Source organism: Pseudomonas vranovensis, assembly GCF_040438935.1.
Taxonomy (GTDB): Bacteria; Pseudomonadota; Gammaproteobacteria; order Pseudomonadales; family Pseudomonadaceae; genus Aquipseudomonas; species Aquipseudomonas vranovensis.
The window spans coordinates 5024386-5046298 of sequence record NZ_CP159259.1 but is presented as its reverse complement, the minus strand read 5'-3'; the positions used below and the strand labels follow the sequence as shown (position 1 = coordinate 5046298).

Here is a 21913-nt window from a genome sequence, read left to right as displayed (position 1 = left end):
GGCGCAGCCCTTGAAGCCGCTGGCGACAGCCTGCGATCGACCGCGCAGCGGTCCTGCTCCCCAGCAGGACATCTGCCCCCAGCCAGCCCGCGCCTACCCGCTTTTCGACTGATGGCGTACTGTGGTCGGCCAACCCCTGGCCACCCAAGGAGACAGCCCCATGACCACCGCACATCCCGCACGCAACATCATGGTGCTGTACACCGGCGGCACCATTGGCATGCAGGCCAGTGCCAACGGTCTGGCCCCGGCCTCGGGTTTCGAGCAGCGGATGCGCGAACGCCTGGCCGGCGTGGCCGATATCCCGGACTGGCAATTTCGCGAACTGCTGCCGCTGATCGACAGCGCCAACATGACCCCACAGTACTGGCAGCGCCTGCGCGAAGCGGTCATCGACGCCGTCGATAATCAGGGAAGCGATGGGGTGTTGATTCTGCATGGCACCGATACGCTGGCCTACAGCGCTGCCGCCATGACGTATCAACTGCTGGGCTTGCGAGCTCCCGTGCTGTTTACCGGGTCGATGTTGCCGGCCGGTGTTGCCGACAGCGATGCCTGGGACAACCTGACGGGCGCATTGCACGCCCTGGGCCACGGCCAGGCCCCCGGCGTGCAGCTGTACTTTCACGGTGAACTGCTCGACCCCCTGCGCACGGCCAAGGTACGCAGCTACGGGCGCCACCCCTTTGTCACCCTCAAGCGCAATGCCGGCGCAACAAAGGCGTCGCAGCTGCCTGCCGCACTCGACTATCGGCATCCCAGGCAGCCGGTCACGGTGGCCGTACTGCCACTGGTGCCAGGCTTTGGCGCCCCACTGCTGCAAGCGGCACTCGACAGCGGTGCGCAAGGATTGATCCTGGAGTGCTTCGGCAGCGGTACAGGGCCAGCCGACAATCCGGCGTTTCTCGCCGCCCTTGGCCAGGCACAGGCCAACGGAGTGGTGGTGGTGGCGATCACCCAATGCCACGAAGGGGGTGTCGAGCTGGATGTCTATGAGGCGGGCAGTCGGCTGCGCCAGGTCGGCGTGGTGTCCGGTGGCGGCATGACCCGCGAGGCGGCCTTTGGCAAGTTGCAGTGGCTGCTGGGCTCAGGCGTGCCGGCGAACGAGGTGCGGCGGCTGGTCGAGCTGGAACTGCCTTGATGCAATAACCCTGGCAAGGCACACATATTGCTCGGTAACCTGCAGACCTCCCGCAGGAAGCCGAGCATGCTCCACTCACACCTCACCACCCTCAATGCCGTATCCCTGGTTCTGCAGGCCTTTGAGGGCGATGACACAAACGCCCAGGCGCTGCTCGAAGGCAGTGGTATCAGCCTGGCCGACCTGGGGCGCGCCGATTCGCGCATCACCACCCGCCAGGAGTTGCAGGTGTGCGCCAACGCCGTGGCCCGGCGCCGTGAAGTGGGTCTGGAACTGGGGCGGCGCATGCATGTGTCCTGCTACGGCATGCTGGGTTACGCCCTGCTCTCCAGTGCCACCTTAGGTGACGCTTTGCAGCTGGCCATGCAGTACCCGGCGCTACTGGGAACACTTTTCCAGTTGCGCCTGGTCGACGACGGCCGGCGTATCTGGTTCAGCGCCAGCGAATATGGGGAAGACCCGCATCTGGCTGCCTTCAATGCCGAGTTTTGCCTGACCTCACTGAAAGTCATCTGCGACGATCTGCTCGGGCAGTCATTGCCACTGCTGGCGGCACGCTTCACCCATGCCGCGCCCGACTACCAGCCGCTGTACAGCCATACCTTCGACTGCCCGCTGCAATTTGAAGCCGACGACAACGCCTTCGCCTTCGAGCGGCGCTGGCTGAATACACCCCTGCCCCTGGCAGATCAGGTCACCCACCGGGCCATGAGCGAACGTTGCCGCCGGCAGAACCTGGAGTTCACCGGACGCCAGGCCTGGCTGGGGCGAATCCGCCAGTTGCTGCTTGACCAACTCGATGCCGCTCCCGGCCTGGAAGGCCTGGCACGTCAAATGAACTGCTCTTCACGCACGTTGCGCCGACATCTGCAGGAAATGGGCAGCAGCTACCAGCAATTGCTCGACGAATTACGTTTTGAGCGGGCCAAGCAACTACTCGCCGACGACCAGTTACCCATCTACCGCATTGCCGAAGTGCTGGGCTTCAGTGAAACCGCCAGTTTCCGCCATGCCTTCCTGCGCTGGAGCGGTGTGGCCCCCAGCCATTTCCGTACCTGAGCGGCCTGGGGGCCGATCCGGACACATAGTTTGGCCATATCGGTCCCCTTTTGGCCGTTTATGCCGTTCTACCCCGGGGCGCTGCCATCAACAATGGACGGCACGCCAGTGAACCCGGAGAACAATAAATGCTGACGATCTATTCTGATGACCACCGCCTGCACCACGGCCGCTGCGAGCTGATCGACGGGCAATTGATGCCCTGCTTTGAAATGCCTTCACGCGCCGATCATGTGCTGGAGCGGGTCAAGTACTGCGAGCTGGGGCCAGTGCAAGGCCCTTCAGACTATGGCCGCGCGCCGCTGCTGCGGGTACACGGCGCCGATTACCTGAATTTCTTCGAGGGCGCCTGGCAGCGCTGGGTCCAGCTGGGCCACGAGGGTGACCTGCTGCCCTTCACCTGGCCGGCGCGCACGCTGCGCAACATCAAGCCCAGCGGCTTGCATGGCGAGTTGGGCTACTACAGTTTCGACGCCGGTGCGCCGATTACCGCTGGCACCTGGAAGGCCGCCTACAGTGCTGCCCAAGTCGCACTGACCGCCCAGGCCGCCATCCAGGCCGGCGCCCATAGTGCATTTGCCTTGTGCCGGCCACCTGGACACCATGCCGCCAGCGATGTGATGGGCGGCTACTGCTACCTGAACAACGCCGCCATCGCCGCTCAGGCCTTTCTCGACCAGGGCCGGCAGAAAGTGGCGATCCTCGACGTGGACTACCATCACGGCAACGGCACCCAGGAAATCTTCTACCAGCGCAACGACGTGTTCTTCGCCTCGATTCATGGCGATCCACAAGCCGAGTTTCCGTTCTTCCTCGGCTATGCCGATGAAGAAGGCGAAGGTGAGGGCCAAGGCTTCAACATCAATTACCCGCTGCCGGCCGGCAGCGACTGGCCGACCTGGAGCAATGCCCTGGACCAGGCCTGTGAACGTATCGCTGCCTATGGGCCGGATGTGCTGGTGGTTTCCCTGGGGGTCGACACCTTCAAGGACGATCCGATTTCCCAGTTCAAGCTGGACAGTCCCGACTACCTGCAGATGGGCGAACGCATTGCCCACCTCGGCAAGCCGACCCTGTTCGTCATGGAAGGCGGTTATGCGGTCGAGGAAATCGGCATCAACGCAGTGAACGTACTGGAAGGTTTCGAACGCGCCCAACAGGAAGCTCAACGATGACCCGACTCAAGCGCCTGATTGCCCCCTTGCTCTGCAGCACCCTGCTTGCCGGTAGCCTCCAGGCTGCCGAGCAGCGCACCCTGCGGGTCTACAACTGGTTCGACTACATCACCCCGCAAACCCTGGTGGACTTCCAGAAAGACAGCCAGGTCAAGTTGATCTACGACATCTTCGACACCAACGAGGCGCTCGAAGCCAAGTTGCTGACTGGCAACTCCGGGTATGACGTGGTCGTACCCTCCAACGTGTTCCTGGCCAAGCAGATCGAAGCCGGGGTGTTCCAGCCGCTGGACCGCAGCAAGCTGCCGAACTGGCAGCACCTGGACCCCAAGCTGATGAAGCTGATCGAGGCCAACGATCCCGGCAACAAATTTGCCGTGCCGTACATGTATGGCACCGTGCTGATCGGCTTCAACCCGGCCAAGGTCAAGGCCGCGCTGGGTGACAACGCCCCGGTGGACAGCTGGGACCTGATCTTCAAGGAAGAGAACCTCGCCAAGCTCAAGCAGTGCGGCGTCGCCCTGCTCGATTCGCCCTCGGAAATCCTGCCCCTGGCCCTTCAATACCTGGGCCTGCCGCCCAACAGCGACAAGCCGGCTGACTACAAGAAAGCCGAGGCGCTGATGATGAAAATCCGTCCGCACATCACCTACTTCCACTCTTCCAAGTACATGGCCGACATCGCCAACGGCGACATCTGCGTGGCCGTGGGCTACTCGGGCAGCTTCTCCCAGGCAGCCAACCGCGCCATCGAAGCGAAAAACGGCGTGGTGGTGGACATGCGCCTGCCCAAGGAAGGCGCACCGATCTGGTTCGATATGCTGGCGATCCCCAAAGGCGCGGCCAACCCAGAGGACGCGTACACCTTCATCAACTACCTGCTGCAGCCCAAGGTCATTGCCCCCATCAGCGACTTTGTCGGGTATCCGAACCCGAACAAGGACGCCACCGAACGGGTCGCCCCGGCGATTCGCAACAACCCCAACCTGTACCCGACCGAGGAAGCCATGGCCAAGCTGTATACCTTGCAGCCGCTTGCCCGCGACGCCGAACGCGCGCGCACTCGGGCCTGGACCAAGATCAAGGCCGGCACCTGACCGTCACCCGCGCCAGGCACGCCGCAAGCGTGCCAGGGCATCGGCAATTCGGGCTTCGTCCACGGCGGCGAAGCCCAGCACCAACCCGGCACGGTTATCCACAGAGGCCGTGGAGTCGGGCAACCAATAGTCGCTCAGGGCGTTGAGCTCAACCCCAACGGCTTCGGCACGAGCGATCAGTGCCTGCTCGCGGGCGTAACAGTCCACATCGACTTTCACATGCAGCCCGGCAGCTACTTCCGGCATCGGGCCCAGGCCTGGAACATCCACGGGCCAACCGGCCTGCAAGGCATTGCGCCGGCTCAGGGCTGCACGCCGCACACGGCGGATGTGGCGCTGGAAGTGTCCCTTGGCCATGAACTGCGCCATTACCGCCTGGGTCCCGACCTCCGAATGCCGCACTGCCAGCGCCCGGCAACGGGAAAAGGCCTGTACCAGCTGTTGCGGCAATACCAGATAACCCAGGCGCAGGGCCGGGAAGGCGATCTTGCCGAAGGTGCCGATGTATAACACCCGCCCGCTGCGATCCAGCGCTGCCAAGGGCGCCAAGGGGGCGCCGCTGTAGCGGTACTCGCCATCGTAGTCGTCCTCGATGATCCAGCCGTCCTTGCGCTGGGCCCAGGCAAGCAGTTCCAGGCGCCGGGCCAGGCTCATGGTGACCCCGGTGGGGTACTGGTGCGAGGGCGTCACGTAGCTCAGGCGACAATTCGCCAGGGCCTCGAGCGCGGTGCAATCGAGCCCTTCGTTGTCCACAGCCACCCCATGCACCCGCGCGCCGGTCAGGGCGAAGGCATTTCCGGCGGCGCGGTAACCAGGGTTTTCCACAGCCACACTCTCCCCCGGCTCCAGCAGCAGCTGTGCACAAAGGCTTATCGCCTGCTGCGCACCACTGGTGATCACAATTTGTTCAGCCATGCAGGAAAGCCCCCGTGATCGACGCAAATAGGTCGCAATCAGCTCACGAAGCTGCGGTTCGCCGGCCGGATCGCCGTAGCCCAGGGCGGCCGGATCCGGGTTACGCCAAAAACCCGCCTGCAGCTTGGCCCAGACGTCAAAAGGGAACAAATCGAGCGCCGGTAAACCGACGCGAAAAGCCCGCGGCGGCCCGCTTTTGGGAGCAGGTAAATGATGATTTTGGAGCCGCGCCAAAGGGCCTGTGTGGATAACTTTACTGGACAAAACCTCAGTATTTTCAGTCGATTTTGTGGATAACCCTGTGGAAAAACCCAGGGATAACCCTGTGGATACTTTTGTGGATAGTTTTGGTAGTTGGCTCACGTACGTGCCATCGCCCACCCGGCTTTCGATGAAACCTTCGGCATACAGTTGGTCATAGGCGCGCACCACACTGTTGCGCGACAAGGCCAGGGCCGTGGCCATGTCACGGGTGGCCGGCAACCGTGTCCCACTGCTCAAGCGCCCATCCAGCACACGCATGCGCAGTGCCTGGTAAAGCTGTCGGCTCAGCCCCTGGCGACGATCGAGCACGATTCCGGTGGGGTCGAACGGCAAGGTGAAGGGGCGCTCGCTCATGACAATGGACCTATCAAATTAGCTGTTAATGGCTCTTACCATAGACCAATAGCCTGCCTAGGATTGAGCCATACACCAAGGACAATCCCCATGTTCACACCTTCGAGCTACAAGGAAACCGACCTCAGCCAACTGCACCAGCAGATCGAGCAAACCCGCCTGGCCGTACTGGTGACTCAGGGCGAACAAGGCCTGCAGGCCAGCCACCTGCCCTTGCTGCTCGACCGCAGCCAGGGCAGCAACGGCACGCTCTACGGCCACTTCGCCCGCGCCAACCGCCAATGGCAGGCGCTGGAAAACGGCGCCGAGGCCCTGGTGGTGTTTGCCGGGCCCGATGCGTATGTCAGCGCCGGTTACTACCCCAGCAAGCTCGAGGACCCGCGCACCGTGCCGACCTGGAACTACATGGCGGTCCATGCCTGGGGCAAGGCCCAGGTGTATCACGATGCCGAGCACCTGCTGGACATCGTCCGGCGCTTGAGCGACCACCATGAACAACGCCAGGCCGCGCCCTGGTCGGTGGATGAAGCACCTGCCGACTACATGGCCGGGATGCTCAAGGCCATCGTCGGCTTTGCCCTGCCCATCGAGCGCCTGCAAGGCACCCGCAAACTCAGCCAGAACCGCTCGGCCATCGATATCGAAGGTGTGCGCAAAAGCCTGAGCAACAGCACCGATCCTCTGGACAATCAACTGGCCGCCCAGATGCGCCCACTCTGAAGGAAACCGCTATGTCGACCGTGAATATTCGCCCTGTAGCCGCCAACGATCACAGTGCCTGGCTGCCCTTGTGGCAGGCGTATCTGGACTTCTACCAAACCCGTCTTGCCGGTGAAGTGACGAACGTCGCCTGGCAGCGCATGCTGGACCCCAACGAACCGACCAACGCAGCGCTGGCCTGGGTCGATGGCAAGGCAGTGGGCATGGTCCACTGGATCTATCATCGTTCCAACTGGAGCATCGAGAACTCCTGCTACCTGCAGGACCTCTACGTCCAGAGCGAGCAACGTGGCCTGGGTGTTGGCCGTCACCTGATCGAATATGTCTACGATACGGCTCGCGAAGCGGGCTGCGCCAAGGTCCATTGGTTGACCCACGAAACCAACGCGACGGCGATCAGCCTGTACGAGCAGGTTGCCGAGCGCCCCGGCTTCATCCAGTTTCGCAAACCGCTGTAACTCCAGGAGCCACACGATGAGTGATACCTTGAACTGGCACCCGGCCAAACGTCCGCAACCGACCGCGCTGATGGGGCGCTTCATCCGCCTGGAAAAACTCGACCCCCGGCGCGACCGCGAAGACCTCTGGGACGTATTCCAAGGCCCGGACGCCGATCCGAAGCTCTGGGACTACCTGGCATATGGCCCGTTTACCGAGCGCGAAGATTTCGACCACTGGCTCGACAGCAATGCGGCCAGCAGCGATCCCTTGTTCTACAGCGTCATCGACCTGGCCAGCGGCCAGACCCAGGGCATCCTCAGCCTGATGTCCATCGTCCCCGACCAGGGCCGTATCGAAATCGGCCACATCGCCTTCGGCGCCGCCATGCAACGCACCCCCAAGGGCACCGAAGCGGTGTACCTGCTGGGCAAGCTGGGGATCGAGCTGGGCAACCGTCGCCTGGAATGGAAGTGCAACGATGCCAACGCCCGCTCCAAACGAGCGGCACTGCGCTTTGGCTTTACGTTCGAGGGGGTGTTTCGAAAACACATGGTGATCAAGGACCGCAATCGGGATACGGCCTGGTTTTCGATTACCGATGATGAATGGCCGGCGATTGCGGCGGGGTTTGAGCGGTGGTTGAGTGAGGATAACCAGCGGCCGGAGGGTCAACTACGTACCTTGGAAGCCTGCCGGCAGGAATAGCATGTAGCCGCAAAAAAAAGGGGAGCTATCGCTCCCCAGAGGTTAACCGCTTGTAGACCGGGGCCTGTAATCAGCCCTCGATCTCGATCAGGATTTCACCCGGGTTGACCCGGTCGCCCTTGGCCACGTGGATGGCGGTGACCTTGCCGGCAATGGCTGCCTGGACTTCGGTTTCCATCTTCATGGCTTCGGTGATCAGTACCGATTGGCCGGCCTTGACCGTGTCGCCTTCCTTGACCAGTACATCGACGATGTTCCCTGGCATGGTGGTGCTCACGTGACCCGGTGCGCTGGCCTGCTTGCGCTTGCTGCTGCCACCGCCGACGAATTCGTTGAGCGGCTCGAACACCACTTCTTCCGGCATGCCGTCGATGGACAGGTAGAAGTGACGCTTGCCTTCAGCCTTGACACCCACACCGGTAATGTCGACGCGGTAGGTTTCACCATGTACGTCGATGACGAACTCGGTCGGAACACCTTCGCCACCAGCCGAGGCTACCGCGCCGGCTTCTGGAATCGGCAGCAGCGCTTCAGGGGTCAGGGTGCCGGCTTCACGCTCTTCGAGGAACTTGCGCCCGATGTCCGGGAACATGGCGTAGGTCAGCACGTCTTCTTCAGACTTGGCCAGGTTGCCGATGTCGGCGCGCAGCTTGGTCATTTCCGGCTTGAGCAAGTCGGCTGGGCGCACGTCGATCACTTCTTCGCTGCCGATGGCCTGGCGACGCAGTTGCTCATCGACCACACCCGGCGCTTTGCCGTAGCCCCCTTGAAGGTACAGCTTCACTTCGTTGGTGATGGTCTTGTAGCGCTCGCCAGCCAGCACGTTGAAGAACGCCTGGGTGCCGACGATCTGCGAGGTTGGGGTCACCAGCGGCGGGAAACCGAGGTCTTCGCGAACCCGGGGAATCTCGGCCAGCACTTCGTTCATGCGGTTGAGTGCGCCTTGCTCCTTGAGCTGGTTGGCCAGGTTGGAAATCATCCCACCCGGAACCTGGTTCACTTGCACGCGGGTATCGACGGCGGTGAACTCGCTCTCGAACTGGTGGTACTTCTTGCGAACGGCATAGAAGTACAGACCGATTTCCTGCAACAGCTCCAGGTCCAGGCCAGTGTCGAACTCGCTGCCCTTGAGGGCTGCGACCATCGATTCGGTGCCGGGGTGGCTGGTGCCCCAGGCGAAGCTGGAGATGGCGGTGTCGATATGGTCAGCGCCGTTCTCGACAGCCTTGAGCTGGCACATGGCAGCCAGGCCGGCGGTGTCGTGGGAGTGAATGAACACGGGCAGCGACTGCTCGGCCTTGAGTGCCTTGACCAGTTCGCCGGTGGCGTACGGGGTCAGCAGGCCGGCCATGTCCTTGATCGCAACCGAGTCGCAACCCATGGCTTCCATCTGCTTGGCCTGGGCCACGAACGCATCGATGGTGTGCACCGGGCTGGTGGTGTAGGCGATGGTGCCCTGGGCGTGCTTGCCGGCAGCCTTGACCGCCTCGATGGCCACGCGCAGGTTACGCACGTCGTTCATGGCGTCGAAGATACGGAACACGTCGATACCGTTGACGGCAGCCTTGGCAACGAACGCCTTGACCACGTCATCGCTGTAATGGCGGTAGCCCAGCAGGTTCTGGCCACGCAGCAGCATTTGCAGGCGGGTGTTGGGCAGAGCGGCGCGCAGCTTGCGCAGGCGCTCCCACGGGTCTTCCTTGAGAAAGCGTACACAGGCGTCGAAGGTAGCGCCGCCCCAGACTTCCAGCGACCAGTAGCCGACTTTGTCGAGCTTGTCGCAGATCGGCAGCATGTCTTCGGTACGCATGCGGGTAGCCAGCAGGGACTGGTGGGCGTCGCGCAGGATTGTGTCGGTTACAAAAATTTTCTTGGACATTGTCGGGTTCCTCACAGGCCTGCGTGGGCGGCGATGGCGGCAGCGATGGCCAGGGCCAGCTCTTCGGGTTTGCGCTTGATCGAGTAGTTGGTCAGTTCCGGATGGCTTTCAACGAAGCTGGTATTGAACTGACCGCTGCGGAATTCCGGATTGCGCAGGATTTCCTGGTAATAAGCGGCGGTGGTCTTGACCCCTTGCACGCGCATGTCGTCCAGGGCGCGCAGGCCACGGTCCATGGCTTCTTCCCAGGTCAGCGCCCAGACCACCAGCTTCAGGCACATCGAGTCGTAGAACGGTGGAATGGTGTAGCCGGTATAGATCGCCGTGTCGGTACGTACGCCCGGACCGCCGGGAGCGTAGTAACGGGTGATCTTGCCGAAGCTTGGGAGGAAGTTGTTCTTCGGATCTTCAGCGTTGATCCGGAACTGCAGGGCGAAGCCCCGGTGCTGGATGTCTTCCTGCTTGACCGACAGCGGCAGGCCGGAGGCGATGCGGATCTGCTCGCGAACGATGTCGATACCGGTGATTTCTTCGGTGATGGTGTGTTCCACCTGCACCCGGGTGTTCATCTCCATGAAGTACACCTCGCCATCGGCGAGCAGAAACTCCACGGTACCGGCGTTCTCGTAACCCACGGCCTTGGCGGCGCGTACCGACAGGTCGCCGATGTAGGCGCGCTGTTCAGGGGTTAGTTGCGGGCTTGGGGCGATTTCAATGAGCTTCTGGTTACGACGCTGGATCGAGCAATCGCGCTCGAACAGGTGCACAACGTTGCCGAAGCTGTCACCGAGGATCTGCGCCTCGATGTGTTTCGGGTTGACGATGCATTTTTCCAGGAAGACTTCCGCCGAACCAAAGGCCTTGGTCGCTTCGGATATCACCCGCGGGAAGGCTTGCTCGAGCTCTTCGCGGCTGTTGCAGCGACGAATGCCGCGACCGCCACCACCGGAGGTGGCCTTGAGCATCACCGGATACCCGATGCGATCACCTTCCTCGAGGGCTTCATGGATGTCGGCAACGTTGCCTTCAGTGCCTGGCGTCACCGGGACACCCGCCTTGATCATGCTGCGACGGGCTTCAGTCTTGTCACCCATGCGGCGAATGACTTCTGCCGCCGGGCCGATGAACTTGATACCGCGTTCGGCACAAATGTCTGCAAGCTCAGCGTTCTCAGACAAAAAGCCATAACCGGGATGCAGGGCATCGCAACCGGTTTCCACTGCCAGGTTCACCAGCTTGCGCGGGTTCAGGTAACCGGCCAGGGGCTCGGCACCAATGCTGTGGGCCTCGTCGGCACGCTTGACGTGCAAGGCATGGCGGTCGGCGTCGGAGAAGATCGCCACGGAACGGATGCCCATCTCGGCGCAGGCACGCACGATTCGAACAGCAATTTCACCGCGGTTGGCGATCAGGATCTTTTTTATCACTGGAATAATTCCCAAGGCCGCTAGAACAAACGAGCCGGCATAACCGGTCGGCGCGTGACCAATCGTCGCTGGCCAGTCGCATCTTTACCCTAGCGCTGTCTTGGAATAAACAAAAATCAATATTTATTAGGGCGAGCATTAGCAAAAGCTTATAGTGCTGTTACAAGGTTTTGCCAGGACAAGAATAAAATGCGTAAGTCATTGATGCGTATGACATTGCGTCAACTGCAGATCTTCAATGAGGTCTGTGATTTACGTTCCTACAGCCGGGCGGCCGAGGAGATGAATCTGACGCAACCCGCCGTTAGTCTACAAATCCGCCAGCTTGAAGAACTGGTGGGCCAACCGTTGTTCGAGTACGTCGGCAAGAAGCTTTACCTGACCGAAGCCGCCGAAGCGCTGCAACGGGCCAGCCGGGATATCTTCGGCCGCCTGGAGAGCCTGGACATGCAGCTCTCCGACATGCAGGGCTCGTTGCAGGGGCACTTGAAGCTGGCCGTCGAATCCAGCGCCAAGTACTTCGTGCCACACCTGTTCGCTGCCTTCAAGCGCTTGCACCCGGAGGTCAACCTCACCCTCACCGTGGTCAATCGCGCGCAGGCAATTCGCAGGCTTTCCGACAATCGTGATGACCTGATCATCATGTCGATGGTACCCCAGGACATGGGCCTGGAGTTCCTGCCCTTCCTTAATAACCCGATTGTCGCCGTGGCGCCGCCCGAGCACCCACTGTGCAAGCTGGAAAAGTTGCGCCTGCAAGACCTTGAGCCACACACCCTGCTGGTGCGCGAACAAGGCTCGGGGACCCGCAAGGCGTGCGAGGAATACTTCAAGGACAAGCGCGTACACTTCACCCAGACCCTTGAAGTGGCGTCGGCCGACGCCCAGCGTGAATGCGTGATTGCCGGTCTGGGCATTGCCCTGCTGACTCGTCACGCGCTTAACCTGGAACTGGCCACCGGCGTGCTGCGCGAGTTGCCGGTAGAGGAACTACCGCTGTACCGCAGTTGGTGCGTGGTGCAGGCCAAGGCCAAGCGGCAGTCACCGGTGGCCTTGGCCTTTCTTGCGTTCATTCGCAGCGAACGTACGCAAATCAGCGGGCTTGTTGAGCGTTTTTCGGGGAACTTGCCGCCGATACCTGCCACACATTGATGGCCTGCAACTCGGGAAAATCGGCTATTTCTTGCAGAAGGCGGCGCTGTTCGGAGTAACTTTCGATCGCGCGGCGAAATTCCATGCGGCGCTGATCTTTCTCCTGCTGCTTGCGGGATTTTGCGTTGGGTTGATACGAGCCATCGAATTCACGAGCCATTGCATATCTCCCTGATCGAGTGCGGGAGTTCAGCCTGGCGCAGGCGGGTTACAGTTTGGCGGCGGGGTGGTTACAGGCGGGTGAATCTGCAGTGTAGGAGCGGGCTTGTCCCGCGATTGGGCTCTTCTGCCGACCTCGATCGCGGGGCAAGCCCGCTCCTACACGCGTTCAGTCGTCGAGTGCCTTCACTGACTTGGGCGACAGGCGCAGGCTGCGCAAGCTGCGTTTGACGCTCTTGAGGTGGTTGACCAGGCTAGGGCCGCGCGCCATGGCTACGCCCATGGCCAGTACGTCGATGACCACCAGGTGAGCGATACGTGAGGTCAGCGGGGTGTAGATCTCGGTGTCTTCATGCACGTCGATGGCCAGGTTGACCGTCGACAACTCGGCCAATGGCGTCTGGCTCGGGCACAGGGTAATCAAGGTGGCACCGCTTTCACGCACCAGGTTGGCAGTGATCAGCAGATCCTTCGAGCGCCCGGACTGGGAAATGCAGATGGCTACATCACCCGGCTTGAGGGTCACGGCCGACATTGCCTGCATGTGCGGGTCGGAATACGCCGCGGCCGTCAGCAGCAGGCGGAAGAACTTGTGCTGGGCATCCGCCGCCACCGCACCGGAAGCACCAAAGCCATAGAACTCGACGCGCTGGGCGTTGGCCATGGCCGTCACGGCACGTTGCAAGGCCTGTGGATCGAGATGCTCGCGCACCTCCATCAGGGTATGCAGGGTGGTGTCGAAAATCTTCAGACTGTAGTCGGCAACCGAGTCGTCTTCATGAATGGCGAACTGGCCAAAACTGGCACCGGCCGCCAGGCTCTGGGCCAGCTTGAGTTTGAGGTCCTGGAACCCGGAGCAACCGATGGCACGGCAAAAGCGCACGATGGTTGGCTCGCTGATACCAACGCTATGGGCAAGATCGGCCATGGAGCTATGCATGACGGCTGCGGGATCCAGCAGCACGTGATCGGCAACCTTCAGTTCCGATTTGCGTAGCAGATGGCGCGACTGGGCGATGTGTTGCAACAGATTCAAGGGCAGGACTCGGTTATGATCGACTGACCGGGTTGTAGCTTTCTTGTAGTTATACTACATGACCGGCGACCCGCCCAGCTAAACGAACTAGGAGAGTGGTGGTATTGACTATCCCTTGCGACATATTGGTGTTCGGCGGCACCGGTGATCTGGCCCTGCACAAACTGCTTCCGGCGCTCTATCACCTGTATCGCGAGGGGCGCCTGCACAACGCCGTACGCATCATTGCCCTGGCTCGGCGCACGCTGCCACGAAATGAATTTCTCAAGCTCACCGAACGGCGCTGCCGGGCCCAGATCGCCCGCAACGACTTCGAGGAAGATGTCTGGGCGCGTTTTTGCGCGCGCCTGGACTACTTCTCCATGGACGCTTCGCAGAGTGCCGACTTCGGTCGCCTGGCACGCTTTCTGGGTGAGCCGGGCGGCCTGACCCGAATTTACTACCTGGCCACCGCCCCCAACCTGTTCGTGCCCATTGCCAAGAACCTCAAAGTTGCGGGCCTGGCCGACAGCGAAGCACGCATCGTCCTGGAAAAGCCCATCGGCCATTCGCTGGAGTCGGCCACCGCGATCAACCAGGCCATCGGCGAAGTGTTCGACGAGTCGCAGGTGTTTCGTATCGACCACTACCTGGGCAAGGAAACCGTGCAGAACCTCATGGCCCTGCGCTTCGCCAACGCCCTGCTCGAACCTGTCTGGCGCAACAGCCAGGTAGATCACGTGCAGATCAGCGTGTGTGAAACCCTGGGGGTGGAAAACCGGGGCGCCTATTACGACCGTTCCGGCGCCACCCGTGACATGCTGCAGAACCACCTGCTGCAACTGCTCTGCCTGGTGGCCATGGAGCCGCCAGCGCAGTTCGAAGCTGAAGCCGTACGCGACGAGAAGGTGAAGATCCTCAAAGCCCTCAAGCCCATCAGCGGCCAGGATGTGCAGGACAAGACTGTGCGCGGCCAGTACAGCGCCGGCAAGATTGGCGGGCAGGAAGTGCCGGCCTACTACTTCGAGAAAGATGTCGACAACGACAGCGATACCGAGACCTTCGTCGCCGTTGAGGCGCATATCGACAACTGGCGCTGGGCCGGCGTGCCGTTCTACCTGCGCACCGGCAAGCGCCTGGCCAAGCGCTCCTCGCAGATCGTCATCCAGTTCAAGCCGGTGCCTCATCGTTTGTTCGAGGGTGACCAGGCCAACCAGTTGCTGATCCAGCTGCAGCCGGACGAGCGCATCAGCCTGCAAATGATGACCAAGAGCCCTGGCAAAGGCATGCGCCTGGAGCCGGTTGAACTGAACCTCAACCTCGCTCAGGTGTTCGGACAGACTCGCCTGTGGGACGCCTATGAACGTTTGCTGCTGGATGTGCTTGATGGTGACTCGACGCTATTCATGCGCCGCGACGAAGTAGAAGCCGCCTGGGCCTGGATTGACCCGATCCTCATCGGCTGGCAGGAGCACTTCCAGGCCCCGCGCCCCTACCACGCCGGCTCCAATGGCCCGGACCAGGCCCACAGCCTGCTGGCGCACCAGGGGCGCGCCTGGCATCTCTAGAACGGGTGACGGCTGGCCAGCAACGCGGCCAGCTCCGGTGCCGTTACCGGCCGGCTGATCAGGTAGCCCTGCACTTCATTGCAACCCTGCCTGCGAAGAAACTCCAGTTGCTCGCGGGTCTCGACCCCTTCTGCAACCACCTTCAGGCCCAGGCTCTGGGCCATGGCAATGATCGCCCGGGTGATGGCGGCGTCTTCGCTGCCCTCACTCAAGCCGCGAATGAACGCCTGATCGATTTTCACGAAATCCACCGGGAAGCGCTTGAGGTAGCTGAGCGATGAATAGCCAGTGCCGAAATCGTCAATCGCAAGCTTCACGCCCAGCTCATGCAATTGGCCGAACGTTACAATGATGTGCTCCACACTGTCGAGCAATTGGCTCTCGGTCAGTTCCAGCTCCAGCAAGTGCGGCGCCAGCCCGCTTTCATCCAGCACCTGGCGCACCAGGCTGACCAGCTTGCCCTGGCGCAGTTGATAGACCGACAGGTTGACCGACACACGAATCGGCTCAAGCCCCTGGCGCTGCCACTCACACGCTTGCCAGCACGCCTGGCGCAGAACGAACTCGCCCATCGGCGCTATCAGCCCGGTCTCTTCGGCAAGCCCGATGAAATCCGCTGGCGGCACCATGCCCCACTGCGGGTGCTGCCAGCGCACCAAAGCTTCGGCGGCATGCAGGCGCCCGGTGGCCAGGCACAATTTTGGCTGGTAATAAACCTGCAGCTGACGCTCTTCGATGGCCTTGCGCAGATGATTCTCCAACTGCAGCCGCTGCAGCGTACTGGCCTGCAGACTTTCGGTGTAGAACTGGAAATTGTCGCCGCCCAGGTGCTTGGCATGCTGCATGGCCATATTGGCCTGACTGACCAACGCGGTGACGTCCCGGCTGGCGTCGGACAACAGGCTGATACCCACCGATGCGCTGACCACCAATTCATGACCGTCGGCACGCAGCGGCACCCGCAGCTTTTCCAGCAAGCGGGTGGCGACCCGCACCAGGCTCGACAAGTGGGTGTAGCCATCGAACAGCACGCAAAACTCATCGCCAGACAAACGCGCCACCGTATCGGCCTCGGGCACGGCATTGCCAATGCGACGGGCCATTTGTTTCAGCAGGTGGTCAGCCTGTTCATGACCCAGGCTGTCATTGAGCAGCTTGAAGCGGTCCAGATCGATATGCAGCAAGGCCAGGCCCCGCCCGCTCAGGCGCACGCGCTGGCCGGCCTCGTGCAGGCGCAGACGAAACAGCGCACGGTTGGCAAGCCCCGTCAGCTCGTCGTAGTGGGCCAAGTAACGCAATCGCTCCTCTGACTCGCGGCGTGCCGACAGGTCAGTAAAGAAGCCAACGATGCTGCTCAAATGGCCGCGGGCATCACGCACGCCATTGAGTTGTAGCCACTGAGGGTACAGCTCTCCGTTCTTGCGAGCCTCAACCAGCTCCCCCTGCCAACTGCCCTGCTGCTCAAGGGCTTGCTCGATGGCCTGGTGGTGACGCCAGGCATCGCGACTGCAGGGCAACGCCAGCAGCTTGCCTCCCAACAGCTCTTCGCGAACATAACCTGTGACCCGGCAGAACGCCTGATTGACCGCCAGCAGGCTGTAGTCCGGGTCGAGGATCGCGATGCCTTCGCTGGCCGCTTCAAATACTGTGGCCGCCAGCCGCTGTTGCTCTTCCTGGGCCTTGCGCTCGCTGATGTCCCGGCGTGTTCCCAGCATGCGCAGCACGCGACCGCAGGCGTCTCGCTCAACCGCACGGCCGCGGTCTTCGATCCAGCACCAGTGCCCCTCGCTGTGGCGCACCCGGTACTCGATGCGATAGTCCTCGGTGCGCCCTTTCAGATGGTCCACCAGCGTGCGCTTGAGCAATGGCACATCGTCTGGATGAAGACGCGGCTTGAGATGGGCAAGCATTTCGCGAACCTGGTCGGGGTCAATGCCGAACAACTCGCGCAGCTGGGTGTGATGGATCTCATCGGTTTCAAGGTTCCAGTCCCAAAGGCCCAGCTCACTCGCTTCCAGAGCCAGGGCCAGACGCTGCTCGCTTTTGATCAAGGCGTGAGTGGCCTGCTCCAGCTCCTGGCTACGCTGAACTACCCGCGACTCCAGCCCCACTTGTGCCTGACGCAATTGCTCCTCGATCTGGCGTCGCTGCTCCACCTCATCCGCCAACGCCTGGTTGAGCCGTTCACTACGCGTCTGGGCCGCTTGCAGGTGCTCGATCAGGGCCTGGTTCTGGAAGCGCCGCAACAGGCTGTCCTCGATCAGCCGGTTGACCTGCCAGGCCACCACTATCAATGCCCCCAACAGAATCAGCCCGAGCCAACCCCAACCATGCTGGTGCGCATCACCACTCCAGAGCAGGAAGGCAATGGGCGGCAGCAGGCAGGGCAAGGTGAAACTGAGAAACGCCGGCAAGCTGACGGCATAGGCGATACTGGCAGACAAGGTGGCCGCGCCCAGCAGGCCGAATACCCAGGCCTGCTGCACGAAGTTATCCACAGGCACCAGGGCAATCGCCGCACTGGCCAGGGTCAGGCCACTGAAGGCCGAGCCCAGCAGAAACATTCGCCACCAACTGGGCTGGGCCTGGCGATCGGGCATGGCCGAATCGAATGCGGCCACCTGGATAACCCTCAAGGCCACCAGCGCCATCAGCCACACCACCCAGACACTGACCAACAGGTAGCGGGCCGGGCTCCAGAGCATCCAGGCACAGACCAGACCATTGAGCAGCATGAACAAGGTGGGCAGCAACGAGCCTTGATAGAGCAGCCGGGTGCGCTCTACCGCCAGTTGTGTAGCGAAGTGTCTACGGATACTCCCACGTGTCTGCAAAGGCACGCCGACGGAGTCGGAAACGGATGTCATAGGCAGTGTTCTTGTAATGGTTAGCCCTAAACGTGCACGGAGCATACACAAGCAAGAGCCCCTGCCAAACTGCTCTGGATCATTATTCATCGGATCGATTTTCCGACGAAAGCGCTCAAGCGCGCAGGCCTTGGGCTGCAGCCGATGACTGCCCGGTCGTCAGGGCAAAGTTTTTCTACTGTATATTTGCCCAAGGGTTGCCCGCGCCCCTAAAATGCCCGGATGCGCGATGATCTCTCTCTCCTGTTGAACTCTCTCAACGACGCCCAACGCCAGGCCGTAGCCGCCCCCGTTGGTCGTCAGTTGGTCCTGGCCGGTGCCGGCTCCGGCAAGACCCGTGTGCTGGTGCACCGCATCGCCTGGTTGATCCAGGTCGAGCAGGCCTCGCCGCACTCGATCCTGTCGGTGACCTTCACCAACAAGGCCGCTGCCGAGATGCGCCAGCGCATCGAGCAACTGATGGGCATCAACCCGGCCGGCATGTGGGTAGGCACGTTCCACGGCCTGGCGCATCGCCTGCTGCGGGCGCACTGGCAAGAGGCGGGGCTGAACCAGAACTTCCAGATCCTCGACAGCGACGACCAGCAGCGCCTGGTCAAGCGCGTGATCCGCGAACTGGGCCTTGATGAGCAACGCTGGCCCGCACGCCAGGCCCAGTGGTTCATCAACGGCCAGAAAGACGAAGGCCTGCGCCCGCAACATATCCAGGCCAGTGGCGACCTGTTCCTGGGCACCATGCGCAGCATCTATGAAGCCTATGAGGCCGCCTGCCAGCGGGCTGGGGTCATCGACTTCTCCGAGTTGCTGCTGCGTGCCCTGGACCTGTGGCGTGACAACCCGGGGCTGCTCGAGCACTACCAGCGCCGCTTCCGCCACATTCTGGTAGACGAGTTCCAGGACACCAACGCCGTGCAGTACGCCTGGTTGCGCCTGCTGGCCAAGGGCGGCGACAGCCTGATGGTCGTCGGCGATGACGACCAGTCCATCTACGGCTGGCGCGGAGCCAAGATCGAGAACATCCATCAGTACACCGCTGACTTCCCCGACGCCGAACTGATCCGCCTGGAGCAGAACTACCGCTCCACCGCCGGCATCCTCAAAGCGGCCAACGCCCTGATCGCCAACAACAGCGGTCGCCTGGGCAAAGAACTGTGGACCGACGGCGGCGATGGCGAGCCGTTGAGCCTGTACGCGGCCTTCAACGAACACGATGAAGCGCGCTATGTGGTCGAGACCATCGAGAGCGTGCTCAAGACCGGCCTGGCACGCAGCGACATTGCCATCCTCTACCGTTCCAACGCCCAGTCGCGCGTGCTTGAAGAAGCCCTGCTGCGCGAGCGTATTCCTTACCGCATCTATGGTGGCCAGCGCTTCTTCGAACGCGCCGAAATCAAGAACGCCATGGCGTACCTGCGCCTGCTCGAAGGCCGCGGCAACGATGCTGCACTTGAGCGGGTGATCAACGTACCGCCACGGGGCATCGGCGAAAAAACCGTCGAAGCGATTCGCGACCACGCCCGCCACGCACAAGTGTCGATGTGGGAGTCGATGAGCCTGCTGATCGCCAACAAGGGCCTCAAGGGCCGCGCCGCCGGTGCCCTGGCTGCGTTCATCGAGCTGATCGAGAACCTCGCCGCCAAGGTCATGGAGATGCCGCTGCACCTGATGACCCAGACCGTCATCGAGCAGTCCGGGCTGATCATCTATCACCAGGAAGAAAAAGGTGAAAAGGGCCAGGCACGGGTAGAAAACCTCGAGGAACTGGTCAGCGCTGCGCGCAACTTCGAAAGCAGCGAAGAAGACGCCGAGCTCTCGCCGTTGGCGGCCTTCCTCGGCCATGCCTCGCTGGAAGCCGGCGACGCCCAGGCCGACGAGCACGAAGACAGCATTCAGCTGATGACCCTGCACAGCGCCAAGGGCCTGGAATTCCCCTATGTGTTCCTGGTGGGCATGGAAGAAGGCCTGTTCCCGCACAAGATGAGCCTGGAAGAGCCCGGCCGCCTTGAAGAGGAACGCCGCTTGGCCTATGTGGGTATCACCCGGGCCATGCAGCAGCTGGTGATGACCTACGCCGAAACCCGACGCCTGTATGGCAGCGAAACCTACAACAAGGTGTCGCGCTTCGTTCGCGAGATTCCGGCCGGGTTGATCCAGGAGGTGCGCCTGTCCAACAGCGTCAGCCGTCCATTCGGCGCCGCGCAGAAGGTCGGCACCAGCAGCCTGTTCGCCAACGCGAACATTCCGCAAACCGCCTTCAACCTTGGCCAGCGCGTGCAGCATGCGGTGTTTGGCGAGGGCGTGATCCTCAACTTCGAGGGTTCCGGCGCCCAGGCCAGGGTTCAGGTCAACTTTGCCGAAGGCAGCAAGTGGCTGATGCTCGGCTACGCCAAGCTGGAAGCGCTGTAGGCGCGGGCTGACCCGCTCCTGCAGCCAGGCAAAAGCTAGAAACATTATGGCGCTGGTCATGTGTCCTACAACCTGTGCAACATGACGCGCGTGCAATCCACAAAATGGGAATACCCTTCTATGCAACGTTTTCTTAGCATCGCTTTGGCGCTGTGCATCGGCCTGACGATGAGCCTCGACGCCAACGCCAAGCGCTTCGGCGGCGGCAAGAGCTCGGGCGCCGCGCCAACCCACCAGACCCGCCAGGCAGCCCCGGCTACACCGGCCGCCTCGCCAACCGCTCCAGGTCGTGCACCTGCAGCCGCCAGCGGTGCTTCGCGCTGGCTCGGCCCTCTGGCCGGTATCGCCGCCGGTGGCCTGCTGGCCTCGATGTTCATGGGCGATGGCTTCGACGGCATGCAGATCTTCGACATCCTGATCATCGCACTGATCGCCTTCCTGGCGTTCCGCTTCATCGCCGCCCGTCGTCGCAAGCAGCAGCCACAAATGGCCGCCGCCGGCCACGCCCCTTACGAGCGTGAAGTGCACCAGCAGCCTGCCCAGCCGTCGATCTTCGGTGGTTCGGCCGCCCCTGCCGCCGCTGCCCGTCCAGTGATCAACGCCCCGGCCTGGTTCAACGAGCAGAGCTTCCTGGCTGCCGCGCGCAACCACTTCCAGTCGCTGCAGCAGCACTGGGATGCCAACGAAATGGACAAGATCACCGAGTTCGTAACCCCTCAGTTGCTGCAGTTCCTCAAGCAGGAACGTGCCGAGCTGGGCGAAGGCTTCCAGTCCACCTACATCGACAATCTGGACGTGCAGCTTGATGGCGTCGACGATCGCGCCGACAAGACCATCGCCACCCTGACCTTCAGTGGCGTGTCCAAGACCTCGCGCTTTGACCAGGGCGAAGTGTTCAGTGAAAGCTGGAACATGGAACGTGCCCAGGGCGAAAACCAACCTTGGCTGGTCGCAGGGATCCGCCAGAACGGCTGATCTTGAGGCATTGCACAAAAAAACCCCGGGCTTGTCCCGGGGTTTTGCTTTTTCACTGCAGGCTACTAGGGTATAACGCGCAGCGTGTCGCAATAGGTTAGAGGATAGAACCGTGGAAGAAGTCATCGAACAGCTCCGAGAAGCCAACGAACCAGTGCCGGTGCCGCTTGAGCTGCCGGATGAAGACCAACTGGTCGAGATTGAAGAAGAGCTGTTCATCAACATTCCCTTCGTCTTCAAGGAGTACCTGCTGACGGTCAGCGATGTGGTCTATGGCAGCCTTGAGCCCGTCACTGTCACTGACCCACAGTCGCACACCTACCTGCCGGAAGTAGCGGCCAACGCCTGGGACGCGGGTGTTCCTCGTGACCTGATCCCGATCTGCCAGGATGGTGACGATTACTACTGTGTCGAGGAAGATGGCACCGTGGTGCTGTGGTCGGGTGAAGAAGAGATTGTCACCGAGGAAAGCTGGGAATCGGTCTGGCACTGGGTGCGGGATGTCTGGCTGGAAAGCTGAATGAGAAATATCCTCACAAAATGATGGCTCTTAGCTATTAATGTTCGTAGAATCGCCACGCCTTCCTGCGCGGC

General features: G+C 61.8%; 18 protein-coding genes. 12 read left to right on the top strand and 6 right to left on the bottom strand.

What is annotated here, in order from left to right; all coding sequences use genetic code 11:
• The first annotated feature begins 160 nt into the window (after positions 1-160).
• The 4 genes from ABVN19_RS23270 to ABVN19_RS23255 all read left to right on the top strand — a co-directional run bounded on the left by ABVN19_RS23270 (position 161) and on the right by ABVN19_RS23255 (position 4472).
• Positions 161-1141 (top strand): asparaginase, encoded by a 981-nt coding sequence (locus tag ABVN19_RS23270; RefSeq protein WP_105641052.1) that lies wholly within the window; start codon positions 161-163, stop codon positions 1139-1141.
• A 66-nt stretch (positions 1142-1207) separates the two neighbouring features.
• Positions 1208-2200, top strand: a complete 993-nt coding sequence (locus tag ABVN19_RS23265; RefSeq protein WP_028942503.1) for an AraC family transcriptional regulator — start codon at positions 1208-1210, stop codon at positions 2198-2200.
• A 128-nt stretch (positions 2201-2328) separates the two neighbouring features.
• On the top strand, positions 2329-3375 hold the full coding sequence (locus tag ABVN19_RS23260; RefSeq protein ID WP_028942504.1) for a histone deacetylase family protein: 1047 nt from the start codon (positions 2329-2331) through the stop codon (positions 3373-3375).
• Positions 3372-4472 (top strand): polyamine ABC transporter substrate-binding protein, encoded by a 1101-nt coding sequence (locus ABVN19_RS23255; RefSeq protein WP_028942505.1) that lies wholly within the window; start codon positions 3372-3374, stop codon positions 4470-4472. The genes ABVN19_RS23260 and ABVN19_RS23255 overlap by 4 nt, the downstream gene beginning before the upstream one ends.
• A 3-nt stretch (positions 4473-4475) precedes the next feature.
• Here the strand turns inward: ABVN19_RS23255 and ABVN19_RS23250 are convergent, their stop codons facing one another.
• Positions 4476-6005, bottom strand: coding sequence for a PLP-dependent aminotransferase family protein (locus ABVN19_RS23250; RefSeq protein ID WP_028942506.1), 1530 nt, complete (start codon positions 6003-6005; stop codon positions 4476-4478).
• A gap of 90 nt (positions 6006-6095) precedes the next feature.
• On the opposite strand from ABVN19_RS23250, the gene ABVN19_RS23245 reads away from it, so the two are divergent.
• From ABVN19_RS23245 to ABVN19_RS23235, 3 genes are read left to right on the top strand one after another with little or no spacing between them, the layout of a single operon-like run.
• Positions 6096-6725: an FMN-binding negative transcriptional regulator gene (locus tag ABVN19_RS23245; protein WP_028942507.1), complete on the top strand. Its 630-nt coding sequence runs from the start codon at positions 6096-6098 to the stop codon at positions 6723-6725.
• 11 nt (positions 6726-6736) lie between these two features.
• Positions 6737-7183, top strand: coding sequence for a GNAT family N-acetyltransferase (locus tag ABVN19_RS23240; RefSeq protein ID WP_028942508.1), 447 nt, complete (start codon positions 6737-6739; stop codon positions 7181-7183).
• 16 nt (positions 7184-7199) lie between these two features.
• Positions 7200-7871 (top strand): GNAT family protein, encoded by a 672-nt coding sequence (locus ABVN19_RS23235; protein ID WP_028942509.1) that lies wholly within the window; start codon positions 7200-7202, stop codon positions 7869-7871.
• Positions 7872-7941: 70 nt separating this feature from the next.
• Here ABVN19_RS23235 and oadA read toward each other — a convergent pair whose 3' ends face one another.
• A complete protein-coding gene (gene oadA, locus ABVN19_RS23230; RefSeq protein ID WP_028942510.1) occupies positions 7942-9750 on the bottom strand; it encodes a sodium-extruding oxaloacetate decarboxylase subunit alpha in 1809 nt (602 codons plus the stop codon).
• Between the two features lie 11 nt (positions 9751-9761).
• The gene (locus ABVN19_RS23225) at positions 9762-11177 is read right to left on the bottom strand and encodes an acetyl-CoA carboxylase biotin carboxylase subunit (RefSeq protein ID WP_028942511.1); all 1416 of its coding nucleotides are present in this window, start codon (positions 11175-11177) and stop codon (positions 9762-9764) included.
• A 204-nt stretch (positions 11178-11381) separates the two neighbouring features.
• Here ABVN19_RS23225 and ABVN19_RS23220 point away from each other — a divergent pair, with 204 nt between their 5' ends.
• Positions 11382-12329: a LysR family transcriptional regulator gene (locus ABVN19_RS23220; RefSeq protein WP_167332095.1), complete on the top strand. Its 948-nt coding sequence runs from the start codon at positions 11382-11384 to the stop codon at positions 12327-12329.
• On the opposite strand, the gene ABVN19_RS23215 is transcribed toward ABVN19_RS23220, so the two are convergent.
• The gene (locus ABVN19_RS23215; RefSeq protein ID WP_084167928.1) at positions 12271-12489 is read right to left on the bottom strand and encodes a hypothetical protein; all 219 of its coding nucleotides are present in this window, start codon (positions 12487-12489) and stop codon (positions 12271-12273) included. The genes ABVN19_RS23220 and ABVN19_RS23215 overlap by 59 nt on opposite strands.
• 168 nt (positions 12490-12657) lie before the next feature.
• On the bottom strand, positions 12658-13524 hold the full coding sequence (gene hexR, locus ABVN19_RS23210; protein WP_028942513.1) for a transcriptional regulator HexR: 867 nt from the start codon (positions 13522-13524) through the stop codon (positions 12658-12660).
• A gap of 104 nt (positions 13525-13628) precedes the next feature.
• On the opposite strand from hexR, the gene zwf reads away from it, so the two are divergent.
• A complete protein-coding gene (gene zwf, locus ABVN19_RS23205) occupies positions 13629-15071 on the top strand; it encodes a glucose-6-phosphate dehydrogenase (protein ID WP_028942514.1) in 1443 nt (480 codons plus the stop codon).
• Here zwf and ABVN19_RS23200 read toward each other — a convergent pair.
• Complete coding sequence (locus tag ABVN19_RS23200) at positions 15068-17938, bottom strand: EAL domain-containing protein (protein ID WP_105641053.1); 2871 nt, start codon at positions 17936-17938, stop codon at positions 15068-15070. The genes zwf and ABVN19_RS23200 overlap by 4 nt on opposite strands.
• 222 nt (positions 17939-18160) lie before the next feature.
• Between ABVN19_RS23200 and uvrD the strand changes: the two genes are divergently transcribed.
• The 3 genes from uvrD to ABVN19_RS23185 all read left to right on the top strand — a co-directional run bounded on the left by uvrD (position 18161) and on the right by ABVN19_RS23185 (position 21839).
• Positions 18161-20344, top strand: coding sequence for a DNA helicase II (gene uvrD / locus ABVN19_RS23195; protein WP_028942516.1), 2184 nt, complete (start codon positions 18161-18163; stop codon positions 20342-20344).
• A gap of 120 nt (positions 20345-20464) precedes the next feature.
• A complete protein-coding gene (locus tag ABVN19_RS23190) occupies positions 20465-21319 on the top strand; it encodes a Tim44 domain-containing protein (RefSeq protein ID WP_028942517.1) in 855 nt (284 codons plus the stop codon).
• Between the two features lie 112 nt (positions 21320-21431).
• Entirely contained in the window at positions 21432-21839 is a 408-nt protein-coding gene (locus ABVN19_RS23185; protein ID WP_028942518.1) for an SMI1/KNR4 family protein, read from the top strand.
• Positions 21840-21913 lie beyond the last annotated feature (74 nt).